This is a genomic window from Sphingomonas sp. PWP1-2 (genome assembly GCF_049898305.1).
Taxonomy (GTDB): domain Bacteria; phylum Pseudomonadota; class Alphaproteobacteria; order Sphingomonadales; family Sphingomonadaceae; genus Sphingomonas; species Sphingomonas glacialis.
In genome coordinates this window covers 648,559-671,292 of the sequence record NZ_JAFCXM010000001.1, presented here as the reverse complement: position 1 = coordinate 671,292, position 22,734 = coordinate 648,559, and the positions used below count along the sequence as shown (strand labels likewise).

General features: G+C 63.4%; 33 protein-coding genes. 1 reads left to right on the top strand and 32 read right to left on the bottom strand.

Translation table 11 applies throughout. The features are described from left to right. Window positions 1–37: 37 nt before the first annotated feature. From rpsK to rpsL, 32 genes are all read right to left on the bottom strand, one after another. On the bottom strand, window positions 38–427 hold the full coding sequence (gene rpsK, locus ACP7C5_RS03360; RefSeq protein ID WP_010164557.1) for a 30S ribosomal protein S11: 390 nt from the start codon (window positions 425–427) through the stop codon (window positions 38–40). A gap of 55 nt (window positions 428–482) precedes the next feature. Continuing rightward, window positions 483–851 (bottom strand): 30S ribosomal protein S13, encoded by a 369-nt coding sequence (rpsM, locus tag ACP7C5_RS03355; protein WP_010185518.1) that lies wholly within the window; start codon window positions 849–851, stop codon window positions 483–485. A 152-nt stretch (window positions 852–1,003) separates the two neighbouring features. Next, window positions 1,004–1,600 (bottom strand): Uma2 family endonuclease, encoded by a 597-nt coding sequence (locus ACP7C5_RS03350; RefSeq protein ID WP_426263168.1) that lies wholly within the window; start codon window positions 1,598–1,600, stop codon window positions 1,004–1,006. Between the two features lie 28 nt (window positions 1,601–1,628). Next, window positions 1,629–2,984: a sensor histidine kinase gene (locus ACP7C5_RS03345; protein WP_189675327.1), complete on the bottom strand. Its 1,356-nt coding sequence runs from the start codon at window positions 2,982–2,984 to the stop codon at window positions 1,629–1,631. Further along, window positions 2,981–3,673 (bottom strand): response regulator transcription factor, encoded by a 693-nt coding sequence (locus tag ACP7C5_RS03340; protein WP_133189619.1) that lies wholly within the window; start codon window positions 3,671–3,673, stop codon window positions 2,981–2,983. The genes ACP7C5_RS03345 and ACP7C5_RS03340 overlap by 4 nt, the downstream gene beginning before the upstream one ends. A 234-nt stretch (window positions 3,674–3,907) precedes the next feature. Beyond that, the gene (locus ACP7C5_RS03335) at window positions 3,908–4,558 is read right to left on the bottom strand and encodes an adenylate kinase (protein ID WP_426263167.1); all 651 of its coding nucleotides are present in this window, start codon (window positions 4,556–4,558) and stop codon (window positions 3,908–3,910) included. A gap of 42 nt (window positions 4,559–4,600) precedes the next feature. Next, the gene (gene secY, locus ACP7C5_RS03330; protein WP_133189623.1) at window positions 4,601–5,953 is read right to left on the bottom strand and encodes a preprotein translocase subunit SecY; all 1,353 of its coding nucleotides are present in this window, start codon (window positions 5,951–5,953) and stop codon (window positions 4,601–4,603) included. 269 nt (window positions 5,954–6,222) lie between these two features. Beyond that, window positions 6,223–6,765 carry a 50S ribosomal protein L15 gene (rplO, locus tag ACP7C5_RS03325; protein WP_426263166.1) on the bottom strand — a complete coding sequence of 181 codons (543 nt, stop codon included), beginning with the start codon at window positions 6,763–6,765 and terminating at the stop codon, window positions 6,223–6,225. Between the two features lie 259 nt (window positions 6,766–7,024). Beyond that, window positions 7,025–7,201: a 50S ribosomal protein L30 gene (gene rpmD / locus ACP7C5_RS03320; RefSeq protein WP_010164564.1), complete on the bottom strand. Its 177-nt coding sequence runs from the start codon at window positions 7,199–7,201 to the stop codon at window positions 7,025–7,027. A gap of 5 nt (window positions 7,202–7,206) precedes the next feature. Continuing rightward, a complete protein-coding gene (gene rpsE, locus ACP7C5_RS03315; protein ID WP_133189625.1) occupies window positions 7,207–7,953 on the bottom strand; it encodes a 30S ribosomal protein S5 in 747 nt (248 codons plus the stop codon). Window positions 7,954–7,955: 2 nt separating this feature from the next. Further along, complete coding sequence (rplR, locus tag ACP7C5_RS03310) at window positions 7,956–8,315, bottom strand: 50S ribosomal protein L18 (protein ID WP_010185509.1); 360 nt, start codon at window positions 8,313–8,315, stop codon at window positions 7,956–7,958. After that, window positions 8,315–8,848 carry a 50S ribosomal protein L6 gene (gene rplF / locus ACP7C5_RS03305; protein WP_010185508.1) on the bottom strand — a complete coding sequence of 178 codons (534 nt, stop codon included), beginning with the start codon at window positions 8,846–8,848 and terminating at the stop codon, window positions 8,315–8,317. The genes rplR and rplF overlap by 1 nt, the downstream gene beginning before the upstream one ends. A 1-nt stretch (window position 8,849) precedes the next feature. Beyond that, window positions 8,850–9,245, bottom strand: a complete 396-nt coding sequence (rpsH, locus tag ACP7C5_RS03300) for a 30S ribosomal protein S8 (protein ID WP_010185507.1) — start codon at window positions 9,243–9,245, stop codon at window positions 8,850–8,852. A 10-nt stretch (window positions 9,246–9,255) separates the two neighbouring features. Next, on the bottom strand, window positions 9,256–9,561 hold the full coding sequence (gene rpsN, locus ACP7C5_RS03295; RefSeq protein ID WP_010185506.1) for a 30S ribosomal protein S14: 306 nt from the start codon (window positions 9,559–9,561) through the stop codon (window positions 9,256–9,258). 1 nt (window position 9,562) lies between these two features. Then, window positions 9,563–10,156 (bottom strand): 50S ribosomal protein L5, encoded by a 594-nt coding sequence (gene rplE, locus ACP7C5_RS03290; protein ID WP_029625217.1) that lies wholly within the window; start codon window positions 10,154–10,156, stop codon window positions 9,563–9,565. Beyond that, window positions 10,149–10,466, bottom strand: a complete 318-nt coding sequence (rplX, locus tag ACP7C5_RS03285; RefSeq protein ID WP_133189627.1) for a 50S ribosomal protein L24 — start codon at window positions 10,464–10,466, stop codon at window positions 10,149–10,151. The genes rplE and rplX overlap by 8 nt, the downstream gene beginning before the upstream one ends. Before the next feature lies 1 nt (window position 10,467). After that, complete coding sequence (gene rplN / locus ACP7C5_RS03280) at window positions 10,468–10,836, bottom strand: 50S ribosomal protein L14 (protein ID WP_010164574.1); 369 nt, start codon at window positions 10,834–10,836, stop codon at window positions 10,468–10,470. A gap of 144 nt (window positions 10,837–10,980) precedes the next feature. After that, entirely contained in the window at window positions 10,981–11,253 is a 273-nt protein-coding gene (gene rpsQ / locus ACP7C5_RS03275; RefSeq protein WP_010185503.1) for a 30S ribosomal protein S17, read from the bottom strand. A 10-nt stretch (window positions 11,254–11,263) separates the two neighbouring features. Further along, on the bottom strand, window positions 11,264–11,482 hold the full coding sequence (gene rpmC / locus ACP7C5_RS03270; RefSeq protein ID WP_133189629.1) for a 50S ribosomal protein L29: 219 nt from the start codon (window positions 11,480–11,482) through the stop codon (window positions 11,264–11,266). A gap of 1 nt (window position 11,483) precedes the next feature. Then, entirely contained in the window at window positions 11,484–11,918 is a 435-nt protein-coding gene (gene rplP / locus ACP7C5_RS03265; protein WP_010185500.1) for a 50S ribosomal protein L16, read from the bottom strand. Window positions 11,919–11,928: 10 nt separating this feature from the next. Beyond that, entirely contained in the window at window positions 11,929–12,630 is a 702-nt protein-coding gene (rpsC, locus tag ACP7C5_RS03260; protein WP_010185499.1) for a 30S ribosomal protein S3, read from the bottom strand. After that, on the bottom strand, window positions 12,630–13,010 hold the full coding sequence (rplV, locus tag ACP7C5_RS03255; protein WP_010185498.1) for a 50S ribosomal protein L22: 381 nt from the start codon (window positions 13,008–13,010) through the stop codon (window positions 12,630–12,632). The genes rpsC and rplV overlap by 1 nt, the downstream gene beginning before the upstream one ends. Then, a complete protein-coding gene (gene rpsS, locus ACP7C5_RS03250; RefSeq protein ID WP_010164582.1) occupies window positions 13,010–13,285 on the bottom strand; it encodes a 30S ribosomal protein S19 in 276 nt (91 codons plus the stop codon). The genes rplV and rpsS overlap by 1 nt, the downstream gene beginning before the upstream one ends. Window position 13,286: 1 nt before the next feature. Continuing rightward, the gene (gene rplB, locus ACP7C5_RS03245) at window positions 13,287–14,141 is read right to left on the bottom strand and encodes a 50S ribosomal protein L2 (protein ID WP_133189631.1); all 855 of its coding nucleotides are present in this window, start codon (window positions 14,139–14,141) and stop codon (window positions 13,287–13,289) included. 4 nt (window positions 14,142–14,145) lie between these two features. After that, a complete protein-coding gene (locus ACP7C5_RS03240; protein ID WP_010185496.1) occupies window positions 14,146–14,457 on the bottom strand; it encodes a 50S ribosomal protein L23 in 312 nt (103 codons plus the stop codon). Further along, window positions 14,450–15,076 carry a 50S ribosomal protein L4 gene (gene rplD / locus ACP7C5_RS03235; protein ID WP_426263165.1) on the bottom strand — a complete coding sequence of 209 codons (627 nt, stop codon included), beginning with the start codon at window positions 15,074–15,076 and terminating at the stop codon, window positions 14,450–14,452. The genes ACP7C5_RS03240 and rplD overlap by 8 nt, the downstream gene beginning before the upstream one ends. A 2-nt stretch (window positions 15,077–15,078) precedes the next feature. After that, window positions 15,079–15,834: a 50S ribosomal protein L3 gene (rplC, locus tag ACP7C5_RS03230; protein ID WP_010185494.1), complete on the bottom strand. Its 756-nt coding sequence runs from the start codon at window positions 15,832–15,834 to the stop codon at window positions 15,079–15,081. Between the two features lie 216 nt (window positions 15,835–16,050). Continuing rightward, complete coding sequence (gene rpsJ, locus ACP7C5_RS03225; protein WP_007406109.1) at window positions 16,051–16,359, bottom strand: 30S ribosomal protein S10; 309 nt, start codon at window positions 16,357–16,359, stop codon at window positions 16,051–16,053. Window positions 16,360–16,560: 201 nt separating this feature from the next. Continuing rightward, window positions 16,561–17,751 carry an elongation factor Tu gene (tuf, locus tag ACP7C5_RS03220; protein WP_010185493.1) on the bottom strand — a complete coding sequence of 397 codons (1,191 nt, stop codon included), beginning with the start codon at window positions 17,749–17,751 and terminating at the stop codon, window positions 16,561–16,563. 118 nt (window positions 17,752–17,869) lie between these two features. Continuing rightward, entirely contained in the window at window positions 17,870–19,966 is a 2,097-nt protein-coding gene (fusA, locus tag ACP7C5_RS03215) for an elongation factor G (protein ID WP_189675332.1), read from the bottom strand. Window positions 19,967–20,046: 80 nt separating this feature from the next. Continuing rightward, the gene (rpsG, locus tag ACP7C5_RS03210; protein WP_133189639.1) at window positions 20,047–20,517 is read right to left on the bottom strand and encodes a 30S ribosomal protein S7; all 471 of its coding nucleotides are present in this window, start codon (window positions 20,515–20,517) and stop codon (window positions 20,047–20,049) included. A gap of 55 nt (window positions 20,518–20,572) precedes the next feature. Continuing rightward, window positions 20,573–20,944: a 30S ribosomal protein S12 gene (gene rpsL / locus ACP7C5_RS03205; protein WP_019516007.1), complete on the bottom strand. Its 372-nt coding sequence runs from the start codon at window positions 20,942–20,944 to the stop codon at window positions 20,573–20,575. Window positions 20,945–21,207: 263 nt separating this feature from the next. Between rpsL and glpD the strand changes: the two genes are divergently transcribed. Then, window positions 21,208–22,698 (top strand): glycerol-3-phosphate dehydrogenase, encoded by a 1,491-nt coding sequence (gene glpD / locus ACP7C5_RS03200; RefSeq protein WP_426263164.1) that lies wholly within the window; start codon window positions 21,208–21,210, stop codon window positions 22,696–22,698. The last annotated feature ends 36 nt before the right edge of the window (window positions 22,699–22,734 follow it).

Below are 22,734 nucleotides of genomic sequence, written 5' to 3'. Positions count from 1 at the left end.
GCGTGCAGCGCGATCAACCGCGCACGCCCGAGAGAAATCAGACGCGACGACGCTTCGAAGGACGCACGCCGTTGTGCGGGATCGAGGTCACGTCGCGGATCGAAGTGATCTGGAAACCGACCGCCTGCAGCGCGCGAAGCGCCGACTCACGGCCCGAACCCGGGCCCTTCACTTCGACTTCGAGCGTACGGACGCCGTGCTCGGCAGCCTTCTTGCCGGCGTCTTCGGCAGCGACCTGCGCTGCGTACGGAGTCGACTTGCGCGAGCCCTTGAAGCCCATTGCGCCGGCCGACGACCACGAGATCGCGTTGCCCTGGGCATCGGTGATCGTGATCATGGTGTTGTTGAAGCTTGCGTTCACATGGGCGACGCCCGAGGTGATGTTCTTGCGCTCGCGCCGCTTAATGCGCTGTGGTTCACGTGCCATTTTGAAATCCTAAATCCTGAACGAGGAGCGAGCCGCGGTCACCCGCGGCTCAAGCTCACTTCTTCTTACCGGCGATCGGCTTAGCCTTGCCCTTGCGGGTGCGCGCATTGGTATGCGTGCGCTGGCCACGAACCGGCAGGCCCTTGCGATGGCGCAGGCCGCGATAGCAAGCGAGATCCATCAGGCGCTTGATGTTCATCGCAACCTGGCGACGCAGATCGCCTTCGACGGTGTAGTCAGCGTCGATCGCCTCACGGATGTGGAGCACTTCCTGATCGGTCAGGTCCTGCACACGCGCCGTCATCGGGATGTTCAGCTTGGTGACGATTTCCTTGGCCTTGGTGTTGCCAATGCCATGAATGTAGGTGAGCGCAATAACGACGCGCTTGTTGGTCGGGATGTTGACCCCGGCGATACGTGCCATGAACTTTTTCTCCTGCTCCACGGGGCTGCATGGCTGCAGACCCCATCTCGACGCGTTGAATACCGTAACGCACGACACCGGCGCACGCAAACAGCGCCGCCGGAGACCGGTGTTTCGGAATAGAGGCTCGGTAAGCCCCGACTCGGGTGCTGTCAAGCGAGCGCTGTAGTGTCGACGAGCAGATCGGGGATGGTCGCGGACGGCACGGGAGCGCCCCATGCAAACTCGTCGCGCTGCGCGTAGGTTTCGTTTTCCGGGCCCGCCATTCGGATAATCTTTCGAGCGACGACATCGACGACCCAATATTCGGGTACACCCGTCCGCGCATACAGGCGGGCCTTTCGTCCAAGGTCGAACTGCAGCGAACTGCTCGACACTTCGACCGCAAGCCGAACCGAGTCGCGCGAGACGAAGCGATCGTCTTCAATCGTCGCTACGACGACATCAGGCTCGGGCAGACTGTGATCGTCGAGGTGCGTCGAGACGGGTGCATAAGCCGTGAGGTTGGCTTTCAACTTTCGGACACCGAGACTGATGGCAATCAAGATCTCGGCCTGCGCTTTAGCGTGCGGGCGATGAACCGCGTTCATGACGAAGATCTCACCATCGATGAGCTGCACGCGTCCGACATTTTCGAAAGCCCCCGCTTCGTCCAAGATCAGAAATTCATCGACGGTGATCAGATGACGAACAGGATCGCCCTCCTCCACGGAGGCGTCGGCGGCTCGAATGGCTTGCTCGGCACCCATGGCCTTTCTTACCAAAAACCGCCCGTTATCACAACGTCACCGGCACGACGATTGCTGCGACCAGCCCCGGCGCATTGTCGCCCAGCGCGATCCGCCCGTCATGCAACCGCGCGACCGCCTCGACCAGCGCCATCCCCAACCCCGCCCCCGGCAAACTGCGCGCACTGTCGAGCCGACCGAACCGACGCAGCGCTTGCGCGCGGTCAGCCTCGGCGATGCCGGGCCCGCGATCCTCGACCTGGAAGCGCGCCTCGCCCCCCGCGATCGCCAGCCGCAAGGTGATCGCCCCGCCCGCCCCGGCGTGGCGCAGCGCATTGTCGATCAGATTGGCGAGCGCTTGCGTCATCAATTCGCGGTGCAGCACGATGCGCGGCGCGCCGGATTCGATCACCGCCTCGAAGCGCATTCCTGCATCCTCAACGACTGGCGCGTACAATTCGGCGATTTCTTCCATCAATGCGGCGGGATCAATCGGCGCGAGCCGGTCGCGCGGCACCGATTCGGCGCGCGTGATCTCGATCATCGTCGACAGCATCCGCATCACGAGGTCGGTCTCGATCAGCAGCCCGCCCATCGCTGCCTCGCGCTGCGCGGGATCGGCCTGCAACACCGCCGCCTCGGCCTTTGCGCGTAGCCGCGCGAGCGGCGAGCGGAGATCGTGCGCGAGCCCGTCGGTGACGATCCGCAATTCGGTCATCAGCCGTTCGGTCTTGTCGAGCATCGCGTTGAGCCGCAGCGCGAGCCGGTCGAACGCGTCCCCGCCACTCGCCGCATTGGGAACGCGGCGCGACAGATCGCCCTCGGCGACCCCCTCGATCACGTCGGTGACGCGGTTGAGCCGCTGCCCGACATAGCGCGTGACGACGAGACCGCCCCCGACCCCCAGCGCGAGCGACAGCAGCGTCGCGGCGGCCAGCGCGCGTTCGATGCCGCGCTGTTCGGCCTCCCAATCGTCGAGCAGATGCCCGCTGACCAGCCGATTGGGCCCGATCTGGCGCACGGCGTAGCCTGCCTCGCGTTCGGACCACGGCATCGAATCGCCGACTTGCCCAATATGGAAGCCGATCGAAGGCGCCCGCCCGACATGCCCGATCGCGGGACCGACCTGCGCCAGCCGACGGCCGTCGGCGGCGACCACCATCACGATCCTGGTCGGATCGCTCGGCGCCTGCGCATCCTCGATCGCGCGGACGAGCGCCGGCAGGCCCCCCGTGCGATAGACCGCGACCAGCGCATCCGATTCCTCGATCGTGTCGCGCCGCACCGCGTCGATCGCGTCGTCATGGACGAGCTTCCACACGAACCCGACGAGCACGAGGTTCGAGATCAGCGCCAGCCCGATCGCGAGCAGCGCGATCCGCGCGGTGACCGAAAGCCGGATCAAGGCTCGGTCGACAACCGATACCCCGCGCCGCGCACGGTATGCAGGATCGGCGCGCTAAAGCCTTCCTCGAGCTTGCGCCGCAACCGCCCGATATGGACGTCGACGACGTTTGATCCCGGGTCGAAATGATAGTTCCAGATCTTCTCGAGCATCATCGTGCGCGTCACCACCTGCCCGGCGTGGCGCGCGAGATATTCGAGCAAGTTAAACTCGCGCGCGCCAAGCGCAATCGTTCGCCCCTGCCGGACGACGCTGCGCGCGAGCAGGTCGATCTCGAGGTCCCCAACCGACAGCTTGGTCGGCTGCCCCTCGGTGCCGCCCCGGTCGACGCGCCGGAAGATCGCGTCGATCCGCGCGGTCAGCTCGGCGAACGAGAAGGGTTTGACGAGATAATCGTCGGCGCCGGCGTTCAGCCCATCGATACGGTCGTCGACGGTGCCGAGCGCAGAGAGGATCAAGGCGGGGGTCGCGACGCCCGCAGCGCGAATCGCGCCGAGCATCGCCAGCCCGTTGAGGCCGGGCAGCATTCGATCCGCCACGATCAGGTCGAAAATGCCTTCGCTCGCCAGGAACAGCCCGTCGCGACCATCGCCGCAGGTCTGCACGACATAGCCCGCCTCCCCCAGCCCCTTGGCGAGATAGGCGGCGGTCGAGGCATCGTCTTCGACGATCAGGATTTTACGCGACATAGGTGGCATTCCGGGCGGTTTCCTCGTGCCTAGAATGAAATGAGGCTGGCGGAAAGCAAGCCTTCCGCCAGCCAACGACACTCCCGGGAGTGCGAGTGCCGATCTCGTCAAATCTTCCCGCCGCATGCACTCGGCGATGCACACCGTATGGCGCCGCGCGGCTGCCACGGCGGTGACGGCGAGGTGACGAAATCGTCATTTGGAATGAATCGGGGACCGAAGCGGGCGCCGCGGTCAGGCGGCGTCGAGGATCGCTTCGATCGCGTGCGTCACGGCACCGATCTCGCCCATGCCGTCGACGCGCGCGAGCAGGCCGCGTGCTTGGTAGATCGGGATGATCGGCTCGGTCTTGGCGCGATATTCGGCCATGCGCGTGCGAACGGTGTCTTCATTGTCGTCGGGACGACGCTTGAAGTCGTGGCTGCCGCAGACGTCGCAAGTCTCGGCGACCTTGGGCTGCTTGAAATGGTCGTGATAACCCGCACCGCACACCGCGCAGGTGTACCGGCCGACGATCCGCGCAACGAGCTTGTCCTCGTTGACCTCGAGCTCGATCACCTTGTCGAGCGTGCGGCCGCGGCCGGCGAGGATCGTGTCGAGCTGTTCGGCCTGCGCCGCGGTCCGCGGGTAGCCGTCGAAGATCACGCCCTGCGCGGGATCGAGCGACGCAAGCTTCTCATCGATGATACCCGAGACAATCGCATCGGAGACGAGCTCGCCCGCTTCCATCACGGCCTTCGCCTGCAATCCGACCGGGCTGCCCGACTTTACCGCCGCACGCAGCATGTCACCGGTCGAGAGCTGGATCATCCCGCGCGTCGCCTCGAGATGGCTCGCCTGGGTGCCCTTGCCCGCGCCCGGAGGCCCCAACAGAATGATATTCACGCCACAATCCCCTCTTCGACCCGCTCTTCGGCGGCGTCGCGCTCAGCGCAGACGCCCGCCCTTCAGCTTCGCCTTCTTGATCAGATCGCCATATTGATGCGCAAGCAAATGGCTCTGGATCTGCGTCACCGTATCCATCGTTACGTTGACCACGATCAGGAGGCTAGTGCCACCCAGGTAGAACGGGATCGCCAGCGCCGACACGAGATATTCGGGCAACAGGCAGATGATCGCGAGATAGCCCGCACCGATCACGGTGATCCGCGTCAGCACATAGTCGAAATAATTCTCGGTGTTCTTGCCGGGACGGATGCCGGGGATGAACCCGCCATGCCGCTTGAGATTGTCGGCGGTCTCTTCCGGATTGAACACCACGGCGGTGTAGAAGAACGAGAAGAACACGATGCCGGCACCGTAGAGCAGCATGTACACCAGGCTGCCGTGCTGGAGATACTGGTTGAGCGTGATGACCAGGTCACCATACCAAGTTTCCTTGGCGCCGGCGGTCTGCTTGCCCGCGAGCTGCATCACCGTCAGCGGCATCAGCAGCAGCGACGAGGCGAAGATCGGCGGGATCACACCCGCGGTGTTGATCTTGAGCGGCAGATGGCTGCGGTCCGACTGCATGCCGCGCTGCGTCTGGCGCTTGGGATACTGGATCAGGATGCGGCGCTGTGCGCGCTCCATGAAGCAGATGAACAGGATCAGGCCCGCGACGGCGACCGCGATCGCGATGATCGTGAAGCCGTTGAGGTTACCCGCGCGGCCGCCCTGCGCGAGATTGTATAGCGTGGTGGGCAGGTTGGCGACGATGCCCGCCATGATGATCAGCGACATCCCGTTGCCGATCCCGCGCGCGGTGATCTGCTCGCCGATCCACATCAGGAACATCGTGCCCCCGACGAGGCTTACGATCGAACCGACGATGAACATCGGGCCCGGATCGACCACCACGCCCTGGCTCTGGAAGCCGAGCGTGAGGAAATAGCCCTGGATGATCGTCAGCGCGACGGTGCCGTAGCGTGTGTACTGGTTGAGCTTCTTGCGCCCGCTCTCGCCTTCCTTCTTGATCGCGGCAAGCGTCGGCGACAGCGAGGTCGCGAGCTGCACCACGATCGAGGCGGTGATGTACGGGGTGACGCCCAAAGCGATCAGGCTGGCGCGCTTGAGCGAGCCGCCCGAGAAGGCGTTGAAGAAATCGAGCACGCCGCCGCTGGTGCGATTCGCGAGCTCGGTCAGCGCGGTCGGATCGATGCCGGGGAGCGGAACATAGCTCAGCAGGCGGAACACGATCAGCGCGCCGATGGTGAACCACAGCCGCTTCTTGAGGTCGGTCGCCTGTGCGAATTTCGACAGGCTGATGCTGGAAGCCATCTGGTCGGCTGCGGATGCCATGCTGCGTATCGTCCCGGTAACTCAGGTGTCAGGAAACAAAAAACGGCGGAAAGCGTTACCGCCCCCCGCCGCTCATATAGGGGCCCGTAAGGGCTTGTCTAACCTTGCGGTTATATTTCCCGGTGTTGCCGTGCATCCCAGCCCGCCACCCCCGCGAAAGCGGGGGTCCCGCTTCTCCTGCTATCGTACGCAGAAGAAGAAGCGGGATTCCCGCTTTCGCGGGAATGGCGGCGGTGGGCGTCGGCCAGGGAAACTCAGGCCCGAAGCGTTCAGGCCTTGAACGATTCCTTGTGCGCCTTGCGCTCGCGATACTTGACGCCCTTCTTGGCGGCAGCCTTTTCGGCAGCCGGCACGACGTGGATCACGTCGACCTTGCCGCCGAGCTTCTCGACTGCCTCGATCGCGCCCTTCGACGCGCCGGCGACGGTGAAGCTGAGCACAGCCGCCATCTCGCCCTTGGCGAGCAGACGGACGCCGTCCTTGCCGCCACGCGCCAGGCCAGCGGCCTTGAGTGCGTCATGGTCGAGCGTCGCGCCGGCTTCGATCTTGCCTGCGTCGACTGCTGCCTGGATCGCACCGAGGTTCACCTCGGCATAGTCCTTGGCGAAGATGTTGTTGAAGCCACGCTTCGGCAGACGCATGTGGAGCGGCATCTGGCCGCCCTCGAAGCCTGCGATCGAGACGCCTTCACGGCTCTTCTGGCCCTTCTGGCCACGACCGGCAGTCTTGCCCTTGCCCGAACCGATACCACGGCCGACACGCATCTTGGATTTACGCGCGCCCTGATTGTCGCGGATTTCATTGAGTTTCATGAGTGCACTCGCTTTCGCTTTTGTCGCGCTGATAAAATGGAGAAAGGGGCCGTTAGCCCCCTGCCCCGCGTTTGTCTATATCCGACTGTCCCCAGTATCCTCTCCCGCATGCGGGAGAGGCAACGGAGACTTGGTCCGCCTACTTCAGGCGGGCCTAGTCGTAGTCGGTGAGGGCCTTCTTTTTCTGCGAGCTTCGCAAAAGAAGAAGACCCTCACCCAACCCTCTCCCGCGAAAGCGGGAGAGGGCTTGAGAACGGGCTTACGCCTCGATCTTCACCATATGCGCGACCTTGCGGATCATGCCACGAACTTCGGGGGTATCCTCGAGCTCACGCGTCTTGTGCATCTTGTTGAGGCCGAGGCCGATAAGCGTTGCGCGCTGGTCGGCTTCGCGGCGGATCGGCGAACCGGTCTGCGTGATCTTGATGGTTGCCATGTCGCTTACTCCACAACCGCGGCCGCATCGGCCTCGGCAGTCTCGGATCCACCACGGCCCAGCAGGTCGGCAATCTTCTTGCCGCGACGCTGTGCAACCGACTTCGGCGAAACCTGCGAGGTCAGCGCCTCGAAGGTTGCCCGGATCATGTTGTAGGGGTTCGACGTGCCGACCGACTTGGTCACGACGTCGGCAACGCCGAGCGATTCGAACACGGCGCGCATCGGACCACCAGCGATGATGCCCGTACCCGCCGGCGCCGAGCGCAGCGTGACGAGACCGGCACCGAAGTGACCGTTACCGTCATGATGCAGCGTGCGGCCTTCCTTGAGCGGAACTCGGACCATTGCCTTCTTGGCAGCAGCCGTCGCCTTCGAGATGGCTTCCGGCACTTCGCGCGCCTTGCCATGACCGAAGCCGACCCGGCCCTTGCCGTCGCCGACGACGACGAGTGCTGCAAAGCCGAAGCGCTTGCCGCCCTTGACCGTCTTCGAGACGCGGTTGATGTGAACCAGCTTCTCGATCAGCTCTTCGCCGCCATCGTCGGCGCCAGGGCCGCCACGACCGCGATTGTCGCGACCGCCACGGTTGTCACGGCCGCCACGGTTCGCACCGCCGCCAGGACCACGACCGCCGCCAGGGCCGCCACGGTTGCCACCAGGGCCACCACGACCACGCGGCGCTTCCTGCTGCGGAACCGGTGCGCCGTCGGGCGACGCTGCGATTTCGTTCGGAATGTTGTCGTCAGCCATAATTAGAACTCCAATCCGGCTTCACGCGCGGCAGTCGCCAGCGCCTTGACCCGGCCGTGGAACAGGAAGCCACCGCGGTCGAACACGACCTGCGTCACGCCAGCAGCCTTGCAGGCTTCGGCGATGCGCGTGCCGACGCCGGTCGCTGCGTCGAGGTTGGCGCCGGACGTGTCGCGCACGTCCTTTTCCAGCGTCGAAGCGGCAGCGATCGTCACGCCCTTGGCGTCGTCGATGATCTGCGCATAGATGTGGCGGCCCGAGCGGTGGATCGACAGCCGCGGACGGCCCGAACCCCGTGCACGAAGCGCGGTGCGGTTGCGGCGGCGCCGCTTCTCGAAGAGAGACATACCCTTGGTCGACATTACTTCTTCTTCCCTTCCTTGCGGAAGATGAACTCGCCGTCGTACTTGATGCCCTTGCCCTTGTAAGGCTCGGGCTTGCGCCAACGACGGATTTCAGCTGCCAGCTGGCCGACCTTCTGCTTGTCCGAACCCGAGATCTCGATCGTCGTGTTGTCGGGGGTCTTGACTTCGATCCCCTCCGGCACGTCGATGTTGACGTCGTGGCTGTAGCCGAGCTTGAGGTTCAGGTTCTTGCCCTGCGCCGCAGCACGATAGCCAACGCCGTTGATCAGCAGCTTCTTGGTGAAGCCGTCCGACACGCCGGTGATCAGGTTCTGCACGAGGGTACGCTGCATGCCCCAGAACGCGCGAGCACGCTTGGTCTCGTTTGCGGGGTTGACCGAAACGCCACCCTCTTCGAGCACATAGCTGATCTCTTCGCGCAGCGGCATCGCGAGGGTGCCCTTGGGCCCCTTCACGGTGAGCTGCTGGCCTTCGATCGTCGCGGTCACGCCGCTGGGGATCGCGACCGGCTTTTTACCGATGCGGCTCATATCAGAACACCTCCGCGAGGACTTCGCCGCCGACATTCTGTTCGCGCGCTTCGGCGTCGGACAGAACACCGCGAGGCGTCGAGACGATGGTGATGCCGAGGCCGTTCATGACGCGCGGCAGTTCGGTCGAAGCCGAATAGACGCGACGGCCAGGCTTCGAAACGCGGGCAACGTGCTTGATCGCAGGCTGGCCCTCGAAATACTTCAGCTCGATGCGGATGCCGGCCGCAGGGCCCATCTGCTCTTCGCTATAGCCACGGATGTAGCCTTCGCGCTGGAGAACGTCGAGAACGCGGGCCCGCAGCTTGGAGCCCGGCGTCAGGACGGAGTCCTTGCGCGCGCGCTGGCCGTTGCGGATGCGGGTGAGCATATCACCCAGGGGATCGGTCAATGCCATCTGTTGATCCTTACCAGCTCGACTTCGTAACGCCCGGGATCAGGCCCTTGTTGGCCAGATCGCGCAGCTGAATACGGCAGAGGCGGAACTTGCGATAATAAGCGCGCGGACGACCCGTCAGCTCGCAGCGGTTGCGGATGCGCGTCGGGTTCCCGTTGCGGGGAATCTCGGCCATCTTCAGACGGGCTTCGATCCGCTCGCCGTCGCTGAGCGAGTTGTCGCCAGCGATTGCCTTGAGCGCCGCATACTTAGGCGCGTACTTCTTGACGAGCATCTTGCGACGCTCGTTCTTGTTGACAGAACTTACCTTCGCCATCTTATGCCGCCTTCTTTTCGGTCGCGTCTTCAGTGACTTCCGGCGGGAACGGGAAGCCGAACAGGCGGAGCAGCTCGCGCGCTTCGTCGTCGGTCCGTGCCGTGGTCGTGACGATCACGTCCATGCCGCGGATCTTGTCGATCCGGTCGTAGCTGATTTCCGGGAACACCAGCTGCTCCTTCAGGCCGCAGGCATAGTTACCGCGTCCGTCGAACGACTTGGGGTTGAGCCCGCGGAAATCGCGAACGCGCGGGAGCGCGATCGTGATGAAACGGTCGAGGAACTCGTACATGCGCTCACGACGAAGGGTAACCTTCACGCCGATCGGCATGCCTTCGCGCAGCTTGAACTGAGCGATCGACTTCTTGGCCTTGGTCACGACGGGCTTCTGGCCGGCGATCAGCTCCATTTCCTGGGCTGCCTGGTCGACCTTCTTCTTGTCCTGCGTCGCTTCGCCAACGCCCATGTTGAGGACGATCTTGTCGATGCGAGGAACTTCCATCGCGTTCTTGTAGCCGAACTTCTCGGTCATCGCAGCGACGATCTTGTCGTCGTACATGCCCTTCATCCGGGGCTTGGTTGCAGCATCAGCCACTGATCTTCTCCCCGGTCTTGACCGCAACGCGGACCTTCTTGCCGTCCTGGGTCTCGAAGCGAACGCGCGTCGGCTTGCCGTCGGCGGTCACATGCGCAACCTTGGAAATGTGCATCGGCGCTTCCGAACGCTTCAGGCCACCCTCGGGGTCGCCCTGGCTCGGCTTGGTGTGGCGCACAGCGACGTTGACGCCGGCGACAACGACCTTGCCGTCCTTCGGCATGGCCATCGTGACTTCGCCAGTCTTGCCCTTGTCGCGGCCCGACAGGACGATGACGCGATCGCCCTTCTTGATCTTAGCGGCGGCCATTTTACAGCACCTCCGGTGCGAGCGAGATGATCTTCATGTGCTTCTTGCCGCGGAGCTCGCGCACCACTGGGCCAAAGATACGCGTGCCGATCGGCTCTTCGTTCTTGTTGACCAGCACGGCTGCGTTCGAATCGAAGCGGATCACGGTGCCATCGGCCCGGCGAATGTCCTTCGCCGTACGCACGATGACGGCACGGTGCACGTCGCCCTTCTTCACGCGGCCACGGGGGGCAGCTTCCTTGACGCTGACGACGATGATGTCGCCCACGCCTGCAACACGACGCTTGGAACCCCCAAGCACCTTGATGCACATAACCCGCTTCGCGCCGCTGTTGTCAGCGACCTCGAGATTGGATTGCATCTGGATCATTGGATCCGCTTCCTTCTCATTCCAGGCACCGATTCCGACCGGTGCCGCCTAAACTCAGTCGTCACCCCAAGACCGGGGTAGCACGACTATTGCCTGACCCTTTCCATGCGGCCCCGGCTTTCACCGGGGGACCGCGCGGAGGTGTCAGGCGTCGACGTCGACCCGCTCAGGCGTCGCGTGGGTGTTAACCCGATCGATCACCTTCCAGGTCTTCAGCTTGGAGATCGGTGCGGTCTCTTCGATCCGCACGGTTTCGCCCTGCTTGAACTCATTGCCCTCATCATGGGCATGATACTTCTTCGTACGACGGATGATCTTGCCGTAGAGCGCGTGCTTGACCTTGCGCTCCACGTTCACGACCACCGTCTTGTCGCCCTTGTCGGAGACGATCAGCCCCGTCAGCACGCGCTTTGGCATGTCTAAATCCTTACTTTGCCGCAGCGTCGCGCGAACGCGTCGACTGCAGGGTCTTGATGCGAGCGATGTCGCGACGGACTTCCTTCACCCGGCTCGACTTTTCGAGCTGGTTGGTCGCCGCCTGGAAGCGGAGGTTGAACGCCTCACGCTTCAGGTTGCCGAGCTCTTCGCCCAGCTGGTCTTCGGTCTTGGCGACCAGGTCGGAACGACGCGTGTCGAGCTTTGCCATCTTATGCAACTCCCAGATGCGAGGTGTCGCCGAGACGGGCAACGACCTTCACCTTGATCGGCAGCTTCATCGCTGCGCGGCTGAACGCCATAGCGGCGATGTCACCCGGAACGCCATCGAGTTCGAACAGGATGCGGCCCGGCTTTACGCGGGCTGCCCAATATTCCGGCGAACCCTTGCCCTTACCCATGCGGACTTCGGCAGGCTTGCCCGAGACGGGAAGATCCGGGAAAACGCGGATCCACAAACGCCCCTGGCGCTTGATGTGACGCGTGATCGCGCGGCGAGCCGCCTCGATCTGGCGTGCAGTGATCCGGTCCGGCTCCATCGCCTTCAGCCCGTACGAGCCGAAGTTGAGGGTCGTGCCGGACTTGGCGTCGCCATGGATGCGGCCCTTGAAGGCCTTGCGAAACTTGGTCTTTTTCGGTTGCAGCATGATCTATTCCTTAGCGGCGCGGATCAGGCCGGACGCCGGAAGTCTGTGCTTCCATCATCAGCCGGTCGGTCGCCATCGGGTCATGACCCAGGATTTCGCCCTTGAAGATCCAGACCTTCACGCCGCACACGCCGTAGGCCGTGTGTGCAGTCGCTTCGGCATAATCGACGTTGGCGCGCAGCGTGTGGAGCGGAACGCGACCTTCGCGATACCATTCCGAACGCGCGATTTCAGCACCGCCGAGACGGCCACCGCAGTTGATCCGGATGCCCTCTGCGCCGAGACGCATCGCCGACTGGACCGCACGCTTCATGGCGCGGCGGAAAGCGATACGACGCTCGAGCTGATCGGCAATGCCCTGTGCGACGAGCTTCGAATCGACTTCCGGCTTGCGGATTTCGACGATGTTCAAGCTGACGTCGGACGTGGTCATCTTGCCGAGCAGGCGGCGCAGCTTTTCAATGTCTGCGCCCTTCTTGCCGATGATCACGCCGGGGCGTGCTGCGAAGATCGAGACGCGGCACAGCTTGGCCGGACGGTCGATCACCACCTTGGAAATCGCTGCCTGCGGCAGCGTCTTCATGATGAACGCCCGCATCTTGAGATCTTCGAGCAGAAGACGACCGTAGTCGGCGCCTTCGGCATACCAGCGGCTGTCCCAGGTGCGGTTGATCTGCAGGCGCAGACCGATGGGGTTCGATTTCTGACCCATTACGCTTCTTCTTCCATTTCGCGAACGACGATGCGCAGGCGGCTGAAGGGCTTGAGGATGCGGGTCGACTTGCCGCGGCCGCGCGTGGCGAACCGCTTCATGACGATCGACTTGCCGACCGAGGCTTCCGAGACGACGAGCGAGTCGACGTCGAGGTTATGGTTGTTCTCAGCGTTGGCGATGGCCGAGGCCAGCACCTTGCGCGCCTCGATTGCCATGCCCTTGGTCGAGAATTGCAGGATGTTCATCGCTTGGCCAACCGGCTTGTTGCGGATGAGCGCTGCAACGAGACCCAGCTTCTGCGCCGAACCACGGATCTGCGTGCCGACCGAGAGGGCTTCCTTCTCGCCGACCTTGCGGGGGGATTTCGCCTTAGACATTAGCGCTTGCCCTTCTTGTCCGCGGCGTGGCCGGGGAAGTAACGGGTGGGCGCGAACTCGCCGAGCTTCATGCCCACCATGTCCTCGTTGACCGAGACCGGCACAAACTTGCGGCCGTTATAGACGCTGAACGTGAGGCCCACGAACTGCGGCAGGATTGTCGAGCGACGCGACCAGGTCTTGATCGCACCGCGCGCATTGGTTTCCTGCGCGGTTTCTGCCTTCTTGAGCAGGTGGAGGTCCACGAAGGGACCCTTCCAGACTGAGCGAGCCATCTTAGCCCTTCCTCTTCGTCGAATGACGCGAACGGATGATCATCTTATCCGTCGACTTATTGTGACGGGTGCGCGCACCCTTGGTCGGCTTGCCCCATGGCGTAACCGGATGACGGCCACCCGAGGTACGGCCTTCACCACCGCCGTGCGGATGGTCGACCGGGTTCTTGGCGACACCACGCGTCAGCGGGCGGATGCCCAACCAGCGGCTGCGGCCTGCCTTGGCGAGGTTGGTGTTGCCGTTGTCGGGGTTCGACACGGCGCCGACCGTGGCCATGCAGTTCGCATGGAGGTAGCGCTGCTCGCCCGAGTTGAGGCGGACCATGACCATGCCCTTGTCGCGACCGACGACCTGCACATAAGTGCCGGCCGAACGCGCGATCTGACCGCCCTTGCCCGGCTTCATCTCGACGTTGTGGACGATCGTGCCGACCGGCATCTGGCCCAGTTCCATCGCGTTGCCCGGCTTCACGTCGGTCTTCTTGTCCGCGATGACCTTGTCACCGACGGCCAAGCGCTGCGGCGCGATGATGTAGGCAACGTTTTCCTTGCCATCGGCGGTCTGACCATAGTTGATCAGCGCGATGAACGCGGTGCGGTTGGGATCGTATTCGATCCGCTCGACCACGCCATCGACGCCCCAGTTACGGCGCTTGAAGTCGATGATGCGGTAGCGCTGCTTGTGACCGCCGGCGATGCCGCGCGACGTGATGTGGCCCTTGTTGTTACGGCCACCGGTCTTGCGCTTGCCTTCGGTCAGCGCCTTGACGGGGCCGCCCTTGTGCAGTGCCGAACGGTCGACGAGGATGAGCCCGCGGCGTGCCGGGCTCGTCGGGTTATAATGCTTCAGTGCCATCGGATCAGATCCCCGTCGTCACGTCGATGGACTGGCCGTCCTTCAACGTCACGATCGCCTTCTTGATGTCGGAGCGGGTGTAGGGCGCGCCCTTCCACTTCTTGGTCTTGCCCTTCTGGACGATCGTGTTGACCCCCAGAACGGTCACGTCGAACAGCGCTTCCACTGCAGCCTTGATCTGCGGCTTGGTCGCGTCGTTGGTGACCTTGAACACGACGGCGTTATGCTCGGAGAGCAAGGTCGCCTTCTCGGTGATGTGCGGAGCAACGATCACGTCGTAATGACGTGCGTCGATCCCGGTTTTTGGCTTAGCCATTGAAGCGCGCCTCCAGCAATTCGACGGCAGCGCGGGTCAGGACCAGCGTGTCGTGCTTCAGGATATCGTACACATTGGCGCCAGCCGCCGGCATCACGTTGATCGTGTGCAGGTTGCCCGCCGCCAGTGCGAAGCTCGTGTCGACCATGTCGCCGTCGATGACGAGCGCGGTCTTGCCGGTGCCGAGCTTTGCCCAATCCGCGATCAGCGTCTTGGTCTTGTTCTCGGCAACGCCCAGGCTGTCCATGACGACCAGCGTACCGGCCTGTGCATGCGTCGACAGCGCCATCTTGAGACCGAGTGCGCGGATCTTCTTGTTCAGGCCGGGGTTGAAGTCGCGGGTCCGCTGACCGTGCGCCTTACCACCACCGACGAAGATCGGAGCGCGGCGATCGCCGTGACGTGCCGTACCGCCGCCCTTCTGGCGACCGAACTTCTTGCCGGTACGCGCAACGTCGGAACGCTCACGCGTGCCGCTTGCGGTCGCACGGCGCTTCTCGAGCTGCCAGGTGACGACGCGGTGCAGGATGTCGGCGCGCGGATCGAGACCGAAGACCTCGTCGTTGAGCTCGACTTCCGTGCCGGCTGCGCCGTCGAAAGACTGAGATGTAACCTTCATGATCAGCCCTCCTGGCCGTCGGTCGCGTCCACGGTCGCGACGTCAGCAGGCGTCTCGGCGGGAGCGGTGTCGTTGGTGTTGGCAACCTGGCGGAGGCCGGCGGGGTACGGCGCATCGGCGTGACGCGCGACCTTGACCGAATCCTTCACCAGCAACCAGCCGCCCTTCGAGCCAGGGACCGAACCCTTGACGAAGATGAGGCCACGCTCGACGTCGGTCGAGACGATTTCGAGGTTCTGCTGGGTGCGGTTCTTGTCGCCCATGTGCCCGGCCATCTTCTTGTTTTTGAAGACCTTGCCCGGATCCTGGCGCTGACCGGTCGAACCGAGCGAACGGTGCGAGACCGAAACGCCGTGGGTCGCGCGCAGACCGCCGAAGCCCCAACGCTTCATGCCGCCCTGGAAGCCCTTACCCTGGGTCACGCCCTGAATATCGACGATCTGGCCGGAAACATAATGGTCGGCAGAGATGGTCGCGCCGACTTCGAGCACGGCATCATCGCTCACGCGGAATTCCGCCAGCTTCGCCTTGGGCTCGACTTCGGCCTTGCCGAAGTGGCCACGCTGCGGCTTGGCGACATTCTTTGCTTTTGCGGTACCTGCGCCCAGCTGGACTGCAACATACCCATCTCGATCGGCCTCGCGAACGGCCACAACTTGAAGATTTTCCAGTGCCAGAACGGTCACGGGCACATGGCGCCCGTCGTCCTGGAACCAGCGGGTCATCCCCATCTTTTTCGCGATCACGCCAGTGCGCATGATCAATGCTCCATACAATGCAGAGGCACCCCTCGGACCATTCCGAAGGGTGCGTACTCAGCCCAAACTTATTTTATACTGCGGCCCCGACCCGGGCTGGTGCTCCCCGCGTTGGCGGTGGAGCGTGTCGGGGGACGCAGACCCGGATAAATCCGGCGGTATCCCGTCTATTTGATGCCGCCGAAAGCGGCACCGAATCTCGTAGAGGAGCGGCCTTTAAGCCAGCTTGATCTCGACGTCAACGCCTGCGGCGAGGTCGAGCTTCATCAGCGCGTCGACCGTCTGCGGGGTCGGCTGAACGATGTCGAGCATGCGCTTGTAGGTACGGACCTCGAACTGCTCGCGCGACTTCTTGTCGATGTGCGGGCCGCGGTTGACCGTGAACTTCTCGATGCGCGTCGGCAACGGAATGGGGCCACGGATGAGCGCGCCGGTGCGGCGGGCAGTGTCGGCGATGTCGCCGGTAGCCTGGTCGAGCACGCGATGATCGAATGCCTTCAGACGAATGCGGATATTGCTGTCCATAGTCCCTACCGATGCGAAAGAGCGGGGCAACTCACCCATTCGTCATCCCGGCATCTCGCGCCGGGGATGACGGCTGAATGGCCGCCTCTACTGATTAAAACCAAAACTGGAGGCGGGCCACTACAGGGCCCTTCCATAAAAAGCAACAGCCCGCGCCTCTCATCGAGGCGCGGGCTGCACTTATTTCTATTGCTAGAAAATTTAGGCCGAAATGCCCGAGACGATGCCCGAACCAACGGTACGGCCGCCTTCGCGGATCGTGAAGCGCTGGCCGACGTCCATGGCGATCGGTGCGATCAGCTTAACGCCGAGCGCGATGTTGTCGCCAGGCATGACCATTTCGGTGCCCTCAGGCAGCTCGACGGTGCCGGTGACGTCGGTCGTGCGGAAGTAGAACTGCGGGCGGTAGTTGGCGAAGAACGGCGTGTGACGGCCACCCTCGTCCTTCGACAGCACATAGACTTCCGACGAGAACGCCGTGTGCGGCTTGATCGAGCCGGGCTTGCAGAGAACCTGGCCACGCTCGACTTCTTCACGACCAACGCCGCGGATCAGCGCGCCGATGTTGTCGCCAGCCTGGCCCGAGTCGAGCAGCTTGCGGAACATTTCGACGCCCGTGACCGTGGTCTTGCGCGTGTCGTTGATGCCGACGATCTCGACTTCCTCGCCAACCTTGACGATGCCGGTCTCGACGCGGCCGGTGACGACCGTACCACGACCCGAGATCGAGAACACGTCCTCGATCGGCATCATGAACGGCTTGTCGAGCGGACGCTCGGGCTGCGGCAGGTACGTGTCGACAGCTTCCATCAGCTTGAGGACGGCGTCATGGCCGATCTCAGGCGTGGTGTCGTTGAGCGCTGCAACAGCCGAACCGCGGATGACGGGGATGTTGTCGCCGTCGAAATCGTACTTCGAGAGAAGCTCGCGGATTTCCATCTCGACCAGCTCGAGGATTTCCTCGTCGTCGACGAGATCGACCTTGTTCATGAACACGACCATCGTCGGCACGCCGACCTGGCGTGCGAGCAGGATGTGCTCGCGGGTCTGTGGCATCGGGCCGTCGGTCGCCGAGACGACGAGGATCGCGCCGTCCATCTGTGCCGCACCGGTGATCATGTTCTTCACATAATCGGCGTGGCCCGGGCAATCGACGTGCGCGTAGTGACGTGCCAGCGTCTCATACTCGACGTGTGCGGTCGAGATGGTGATGCCGCGCTCGCGCTCTTCGGGAGCCTTGTCGATGTTGGCATAGCTGGTGAACGTGGCGCCACCGGTCTCGGCGAGCACCTTGGTGATCGCAGCCGTGAGCGACGTCTTGCCATGATCGACATGGCCGATCGTGCCGATGTTGAGATGCGGCTTGTTCCGCTCGAACTTTGCTTTCGCCATGATTTCCTACCTTATTGATTCGCTCGCGGCCTTCAGAGCTCCACGCGAACGCGGGCCCATAGCGACCTATTTCGGGATACGCTAGCCCTAGCGCCCAACCGGGCGCCAGGGCTTGCAATTACGCCAGCTTTGCCTTGACCTCGTCCGCGACGTTGGCCGGGACTTCTTCGTAATGCGAGAACTGCATCGAGTAGTTCGCGCGGCCCTGGGTGAACGAGCGGAGCGCGTTCACATAGCCGAACATGTTCGCCAGCGGGACCATCGCGTCCACCGACTGCGCGTTGCCGCGCGTATCGGTGCCCTGGATCTGGCCACGACGGCTGTTCATGTCGCCGATGACGTCGCCCAGATAATCTTCCGGGGTCACGACTTCGACCTTCATGATCGGCTCGAGCAGCTTGATGCCGGCCTTCTGCGCGACTTCACGCATCGCGCCACGCGCACAGATTTCGAACGCCAGCGCGGACGAGTCGACGTCATGGTAGGCGCCGTCATAGACGAGGATTTCGAAATCGATGATCGGGAAGCCGACCAGCGAACCCGTAGCCGCCGTCTCGCGGAAGCCCTTCTCGATCGCCGGGATATATTCCTTCGGAATATTACCGCCCTTGATCTCGTCCTTGAAGACGATGCCCGAACCGCGCTCGCCCGGCGTGACCTTGACCTTCACGCGACCGAACTGGCCGGTACCACCCGACTGCTTCTTGTGCGTGTAGTCGACGTCGACCGGCTTGCCGAGATACTCACGGTAAGCAACCTGCGGCGCGCCGACGTTTGCCTCGACCTTGAACTCGCGCTTCATGCGGTCGACCAGGATCTCGAGATGGAGCTCGCCCATGCCCTTGATGATGGTCTGGCCCGACTCGGCGTCCGACGAAACGCGGAACGACGGATCTTCGCGTGCGAGACGATTGAGCGCGACGCCCATCTTCTCCTGGTCGGCCTTGGTCTTGGGTTCGACCGAGAGCTCGATCACGGGCTCGGGGAATTCCATCCGCTCGAGGATGATCGGAGCGTTCATCGCGCAGAGCGTGTCGCCCGTCGTGGTGTCCTTGAGGCCTGCGAGAGCGACGATGTCGCCGGCATAGGCCACTTGGATGTCCTCGCGCTCGTTCGCATGCATCAGCAGCATGCGACCGACCTTTTCCTTCTTGTCCTTGACCGAGTTCGTGACCTGCGACGCGGTCTCGAGCTTGCCCGAGTAGATGCGCGCGAAGGTCAGCGTACCCACGAACGGATCGTTCATGATCTTGAACGCAAGCGCCGAGAACGGCGCTTCGTCCGACGAAGGACGCTCGTCGACGGTCGTGCCGTCGAGCTTGAGGCCCTGGATGGCCGGAACGTCGAGCGGCGAAGGCAGATAGTCGACGACGGCGTCGAGCAACGGCTGAACGCCCTTGTTCTTGAACGCCGAACCGCAAACGACCGGCACGAACGAGAAGTTGAGCGTGCCCTTGCGGATCAGCTTCTTCAGGTCGGCGGTCGAAGGCTCGTTGCCCTCGAGATACGCCTCCATCAGCGCGTCGTCCTGCTCGACAGCCATTTCGATCAGGTCGCTGCGATACTTGGCGGCCTTCTCGGCGAGATCCTCGGGGATCTCGGCATATTCGAACTTCGCGCCGAGGCTTTCTTCGAGCCAGATGATCGCACGGTTCTCGACGAGGTCGACGAGGCCCTTGAAGCCGCCTTCCATACCGATCGGGAGATACAGCACGGCCGGACGCGCACCGAGGCGATCGATGATCGACTGGACGCAGAAATAGAAGTCGGCGCCGGTACGGTCGAGCTTGTTGACGAAGCACATCCGCGGCACTTTGTACTTTTCAGCCTGGCGCCACACGGTCTCGGACTGCGGCTCAACGCCGGCAACGCCGTCGAAGCACGCAACCGCGCCATCGAGCACGCGGAGCGAACGCTCGACTTCGATCGTGAAGTCGACGTGGCCCGGGGTGTCGATGATGTTGATCAGGTGCTCTTCGCCCTTGCCTTCGCTGGCGCGCCACTTGCAGGTCGTCGCAGCCGACGTGATCGTGATCCCGCGCTCCTGCTCCTGCTCCATCCAATCCATCGTCGCGGTGCCTTCGTGCACTTCGCCGATCTTGTAGGACTTGCCGGTGTAATAGAGGATACGCTCGGTCGTCGTCGTCTTGCCGGCGTCGATGTGCGCCATGATGCCGATGTTGCGATAGCGTTCGAGCGGATGGCTGCGGGCCATGTCAGTGCTTCCTTAGCGATGTGGGGAGCCGGATGGTCCGGCTCCCCACGATATAGGTTACGATTGCAGCGAGCGCTAGCTTACCAGCGGTAGTGCGAGAACGCGCGGTTGGCCTCGGCCATGCGGTGCGTGTCTTCGCGCTTCTTGACCGCGTTGCCGCGGTTGTTGGCGGCGTCCATCAGCTCGCCCGAAAGGCGGGCCGACATGGTGTTCTCGCTGCGCGCACGGGCAGCCGAGATCAACCAGCGAATCGCCAGAGCCTGAGCGCGCTCGGGGCGCACTTCGACCGGGACCTGATAGGTCGCACCACCGACACGGCGGCTGCGGACTTCGATGCCGGGCTTCACGTTGGTGAGCGCGTCATGGAACACCGCGACGGGATCCTTCTTCGCACGGGCTTCGACGGTTTCCATCGCGCCGTACACGATCAGTTCTGCGACCGACTTCTTACCGTCGAGCATAACCGAGTTCATGAACTTCGAGAGGACCTCATCACCGTACTTAGGATCGGGGAGGATGATACGCTTTTCTGGGCGACGACGACGTGCCATTTCAATTTCCTTCTAAACTTCAGCCATTCGATGATCGGCTATCGAGCCGACCGGCTTACTTCGGACGCTTGGCGCCGTACTTGGAACGCGACTGGCGACGATCCTTGACACCCTGTGTATCGAGGACACCGCGCAGGACATGGTAGCGCACGCCGGGAAGATCGCGAACGCGACCGCCGCGGATCAGCACGACCGAGTGCTCCTGCAGGTTGTGACCCTCGCCCGGGATGTAGCTGATGACTTCGCGCTGGTTGGTCAGGCGAACCTTGGCCACCTTGCGCAGAGCCGAGTTCGGCTTCTTCGGGGTCGTCGTGTAGACGCGGGTGCAAACGCCGCGCTTCTGCGGGTTCTGCTCCATTGCAGGGACCTTGGACTTGGCCTTCTGCGGATCGCGGCCCTTGCGGACCAGCTGGTTGATTGTCGGCATTGAATCTCTTCACCTTGACTGTTGGTTACTTTGCTGGAGCCTTGACGCCCCCCCAGAACAATTCGGGGAATACAAAAAGGGCCGTTGGCAGCGAAACCGCCACCGGGCCCTGGAATGCATCCAGCAATGTTCAAGCACCGTCCCGGAGCAAAACTCCGGTCGAGCGGGGGTGCGCATACAATGCGACTCGGTTTGGGTCAACCGCGCACCGCTGCAATCTTCGGCGCTTCCGATGGGCCGATCATGCTGGTAAGGCCAGTCGCATGACACCATCACCCTATGACCTGCTCATCGTCGGCGGCGGGATCAACGGCTGCGCGATCGCGCGCGAAGCATCCCTCTTAGGGCTCAGCGTGCTGCTGGTCGAGCGCGACGATCTTGCCGCGCATACCTCGTCGGCCTCGACCAAGCTGATCCATGGTGGCCTGCGCTATCTCGAATATTACGAGTTCAAGCTCGTCGCCGAGGCGCTGCGCGAGCGCGAGCGGCTGGTGAAGGCGGCACCGCACATCATCCACCCGATGCGCTTCGTGCTGCCGCAGACCAATGCGGTGCGGCCGTGGTGGATGGTTCGGCTCGGGCTCTACCTCTACGATTTCCTCGGCGGCAAGATGACGCTGGCGCGCTCGCGCGGGCTGCGCAAGACCGACACCGCCTATCTCGCGCCGCTCAAGGGTGCGGCGACCGGGTTCGTCTATTCGGACGCGTTCGTCGACGATGCGCGGCTGACCGTGCTCAACGCGATCGATGCCGCCGCCAATGGCGCCGACGTGCGAGTCGGCACCGCAGTCGAGTCGGCACGGCGCGAGGATGGGCTGTGGCAGGCCGCGCTCTCTGATGGGAGGACGGTAAGCGCCCGCGCGATGGTCAACGCCGCCGGCCCGTGGGTCCACCAGATGCTCGGCAAGCTCGGCGTCAACGCCGCGTCGGGCGTGCGACTCGTCAAGGGCAGCCATATCGTCGTCCCCAAGCTGTTCGAGGGGACGCATTCGTACATCCTCCAGCAACCCGACCGCCGCATCGTCTTCGCCATCCCCTATCAGGGCGAGTTCACCGAGATCGGCACGACCGACATCCCGGTCGATGCGCCCGAGGACGCCAAGATCGACGATGCCGAGATCGCCTATCTCTGCGACGCGGTGAACCTCCACTTCAGCAAGCAGATCACCCCCGCCGACGTCACTTCGACCTGGTCGGGCGTGCGCCCGCTCTACGACGACGGCGCGAGCGAGGCGAAGGCGGTGACGCGCGACTATGTGCTCGAGCTCGACACCAATGGCCCGCCCCTGCTCTCGATCTTCGGCGGCAAGATCACCACCGCGCGCCATCTCGCCGAGGAAGCGATGGAGAAGCTCGCGACGCCGATGGGCTTCACCGCGCACCCGGTGAGCCGCGCGCGCGTTTTCCCCGGCGGCGCGATCGCCGATTTCGACACCTTCCTCGCAAGCGTTCGCGCGACTTGGCCGTTCCTCGGCGATGCCCGCGCCGAGCGGATGGCGCACGCCTATGGCGCGATGCTGGCAGAGCTGCTGGCCGAGGTGACGGGCGCCGACGAGCTCGGGCCGGACCTCGGCGGTGGCCTGACCGAAATCGAGGCGCGCTGGCTCCACGACCGCGAATGGGCGCGCACCCCCGACGATGTGCTGAAACGTCGCAGCAAGCTCGGGCTTCACTTGTCCGATGCCGCGCAGGCGCGTTTTGCCGAGCATTGGGATCGGCTCTTTTCTGCCGCGGTGCAGCAAGGCGCCTTGTAACGAGCGGTACACAACCCGATCTTGAGGACCTCGACA

Excerpts from the sequence above, each read along its gene's own strand:
- rpsN (WP_010185506.1), bottom strand. The coding sequence starts at position 9,561 with ATGGCGAAGGTAAGTTCTGTCAACAAGAACGAGCGTCGCAAGATGCTC.
- rplF (WP_010185508.1), bottom strand. The coding sequence starts at position 8,848 with ATGAGCCGCATCGGTAAAAAGCCGGTCGCGATCCCCAGCGGCGTGACC.
- rplC (WP_010185494.1), bottom strand. The coding sequence starts at position 15,834 with ATGCGCACTGGCGTGATCGCGAAAAAGATGGGGATGACCCGCTGGTTC.
- glpD (WP_426263164.1), top strand. The coding sequence starts at position 21,208 with ATGACACCATCACCCTATGACCTGCTCATCGTCGGCGGCGGGATCAAC.
- rplB (WP_133189631.1), bottom strand. The coding sequence starts at position 14,141 with ATGGCACTGAAGCATTATAACCCGACGAGCCCGGCACGCCGCGGGCTC.
- ACP7C5_RS03350 (WP_426263168.1), bottom strand. The coding sequence starts at position 1,600 with ATGGGTGCCGAGCAAGCCATTCGAGCCGCCGACGCCTCCGTGGAGGAG.
- rpsL (WP_019516007.1), bottom strand. The coding sequence starts at position 20,944 with ATGCCGACAATCAACCAGCTGGTCCGCAAGGGCCGCGATCCGCAGAAG.
- rplR (WP_010185509.1), bottom strand. The coding sequence starts at position 8,315 with ATGTCGACCAAGGGTATGTCTCTCTTCGAGAAGCGGCGCCGCCGCAAC.
- ACP7C5_RS03240 (WP_010185496.1), bottom strand. The coding sequence starts at position 14,457 with ATGGCTAAGCCAAAAACCGGGATCGACGCACGTCATTACGACGTGATC.
- rplO (WP_426263166.1), bottom strand. The coding sequence starts at position 6,765 with ATGAAACTCAATGAAATCCGCGACAATCAGGGCGCGCGTAAATCCAAG.
- rpsG (WP_133189639.1), bottom strand. The coding sequence starts at position 20,517 with ATGGCACGTCGTCGTCGCCCAGAAAAGCGTATCATCCTCCCCGATCCT.
- rplN (WP_010164574.1), bottom strand. The coding sequence starts at position 10,836 with ATGATCCAGATGCAATCCAATCTCGAGGTCGCTGACAACAGCGGCGCG.
- rplV (WP_010185498.1), bottom strand. The coding sequence starts at position 13,010 with ATGTCTAAGGCGAAATCCCCCCGCAAGGTCGGCGAGAAGGAAGCCCTC.
- secY (WP_133189623.1), bottom strand. The coding sequence starts at position 5,953 with ATGGCATCCGCAGCCGACCAGATGGCTTCCAGCATCAGCCTGTCGAAA.
- rpsM (WP_010185518.1), bottom strand. The coding sequence starts at position 851 with ATGGCACGTATCGCCGGGGTCAACATCCCGACCAACAAGCGCGTCGTT.
- rpsK (WP_010164557.1), bottom strand. The coding sequence starts at position 427 with ATGGCACGTGAACCACAGCGCATTAAGCGGCGCGAGCGCAAGAACATC.
- rpsQ (WP_010185503.1), bottom strand. The coding sequence starts at position 11,253 with ATGCCAAAGCGCGTGCTGACGGGGCTGATCGTCTCCGACAAGGGCGAC.
- fusA (WP_189675332.1), bottom strand. The coding sequence starts at position 19,966 with ATGGCCCGCAGCCATCCGCTCGAACGCTATCGCAACATCGGCATCATG.
- rplP (WP_010185500.1), bottom strand. The coding sequence starts at position 11,918 with ATGCTGCAACCGAAAAAGACCAAGTTTCGCAAGGCCTTCAAGGGCCGC.
- rpsH (WP_010185507.1), bottom strand. The coding sequence starts at position 9,245 with ATGGCATTGACCGATCCCCTGGGTGATATGCTCACCCGCATCCGCAAC.
- rpsE (WP_133189625.1), bottom strand. The coding sequence starts at position 7,953 with ATGGCTGACGACAACATTCCGAACGAAATCGCAGCGTCGCCCGACGGC.
- rplX (WP_133189627.1), bottom strand. The coding sequence starts at position 10,466 with ATGGCCGCCGCTAAGATCAAGAAGGGCGATCGCGTCATCGTCCTGTCG.
- rplD (WP_426263165.1), bottom strand. The coding sequence starts at position 15,076 with ATGAAGGTTACATCTCAGTCTTTCGACGGCGCAGCCGGCACGGAAGTC.
- tuf (WP_010185493.1), bottom strand. The coding sequence starts at position 17,751 with ATGGCGAAAGCAAAGTTCGAGCGGAACAAGCCGCATCTCAACATCGGC.
- ACP7C5_RS03340 (WP_133189619.1), bottom strand. The coding sequence starts at position 3,673 with ATGTCGCGTAAAATCCTGATCGTCGAAGACGATGCCTCGACCGCCGCC.
- rpsJ (WP_007406109.1), bottom strand. The coding sequence starts at position 16,359 with ATGGACAGCAATATCCGCATTCGTCTGAAGGCATTCGATCATCGCGTG.
- rpsS (WP_010164582.1), bottom strand. The coding sequence starts at position 13,285 with ATGGCTCGCTCAGTCTGGAAGGGTCCCTTCGTGGACCTCCACCTGCTC.
- rpmC (WP_133189629.1), bottom strand. The coding sequence starts at position 11,482 with ATGGCAAAGCTCGACACGCGTCGTTCCGACCTGGTCGCCAAGACCGAA.
- rpsC (WP_010185499.1), bottom strand. The coding sequence starts at position 12,630 with ATGGGTCAGAAATCGAACCCCATCGGTCTGCGCCTGCAGATCAACCGC.
- rpmD (WP_010164564.1), bottom strand. The coding sequence starts at position 7,201 with ATGGCAACCATCAAGATCACGCAGACCGGTTCGCCGATCCGCCGCGAA.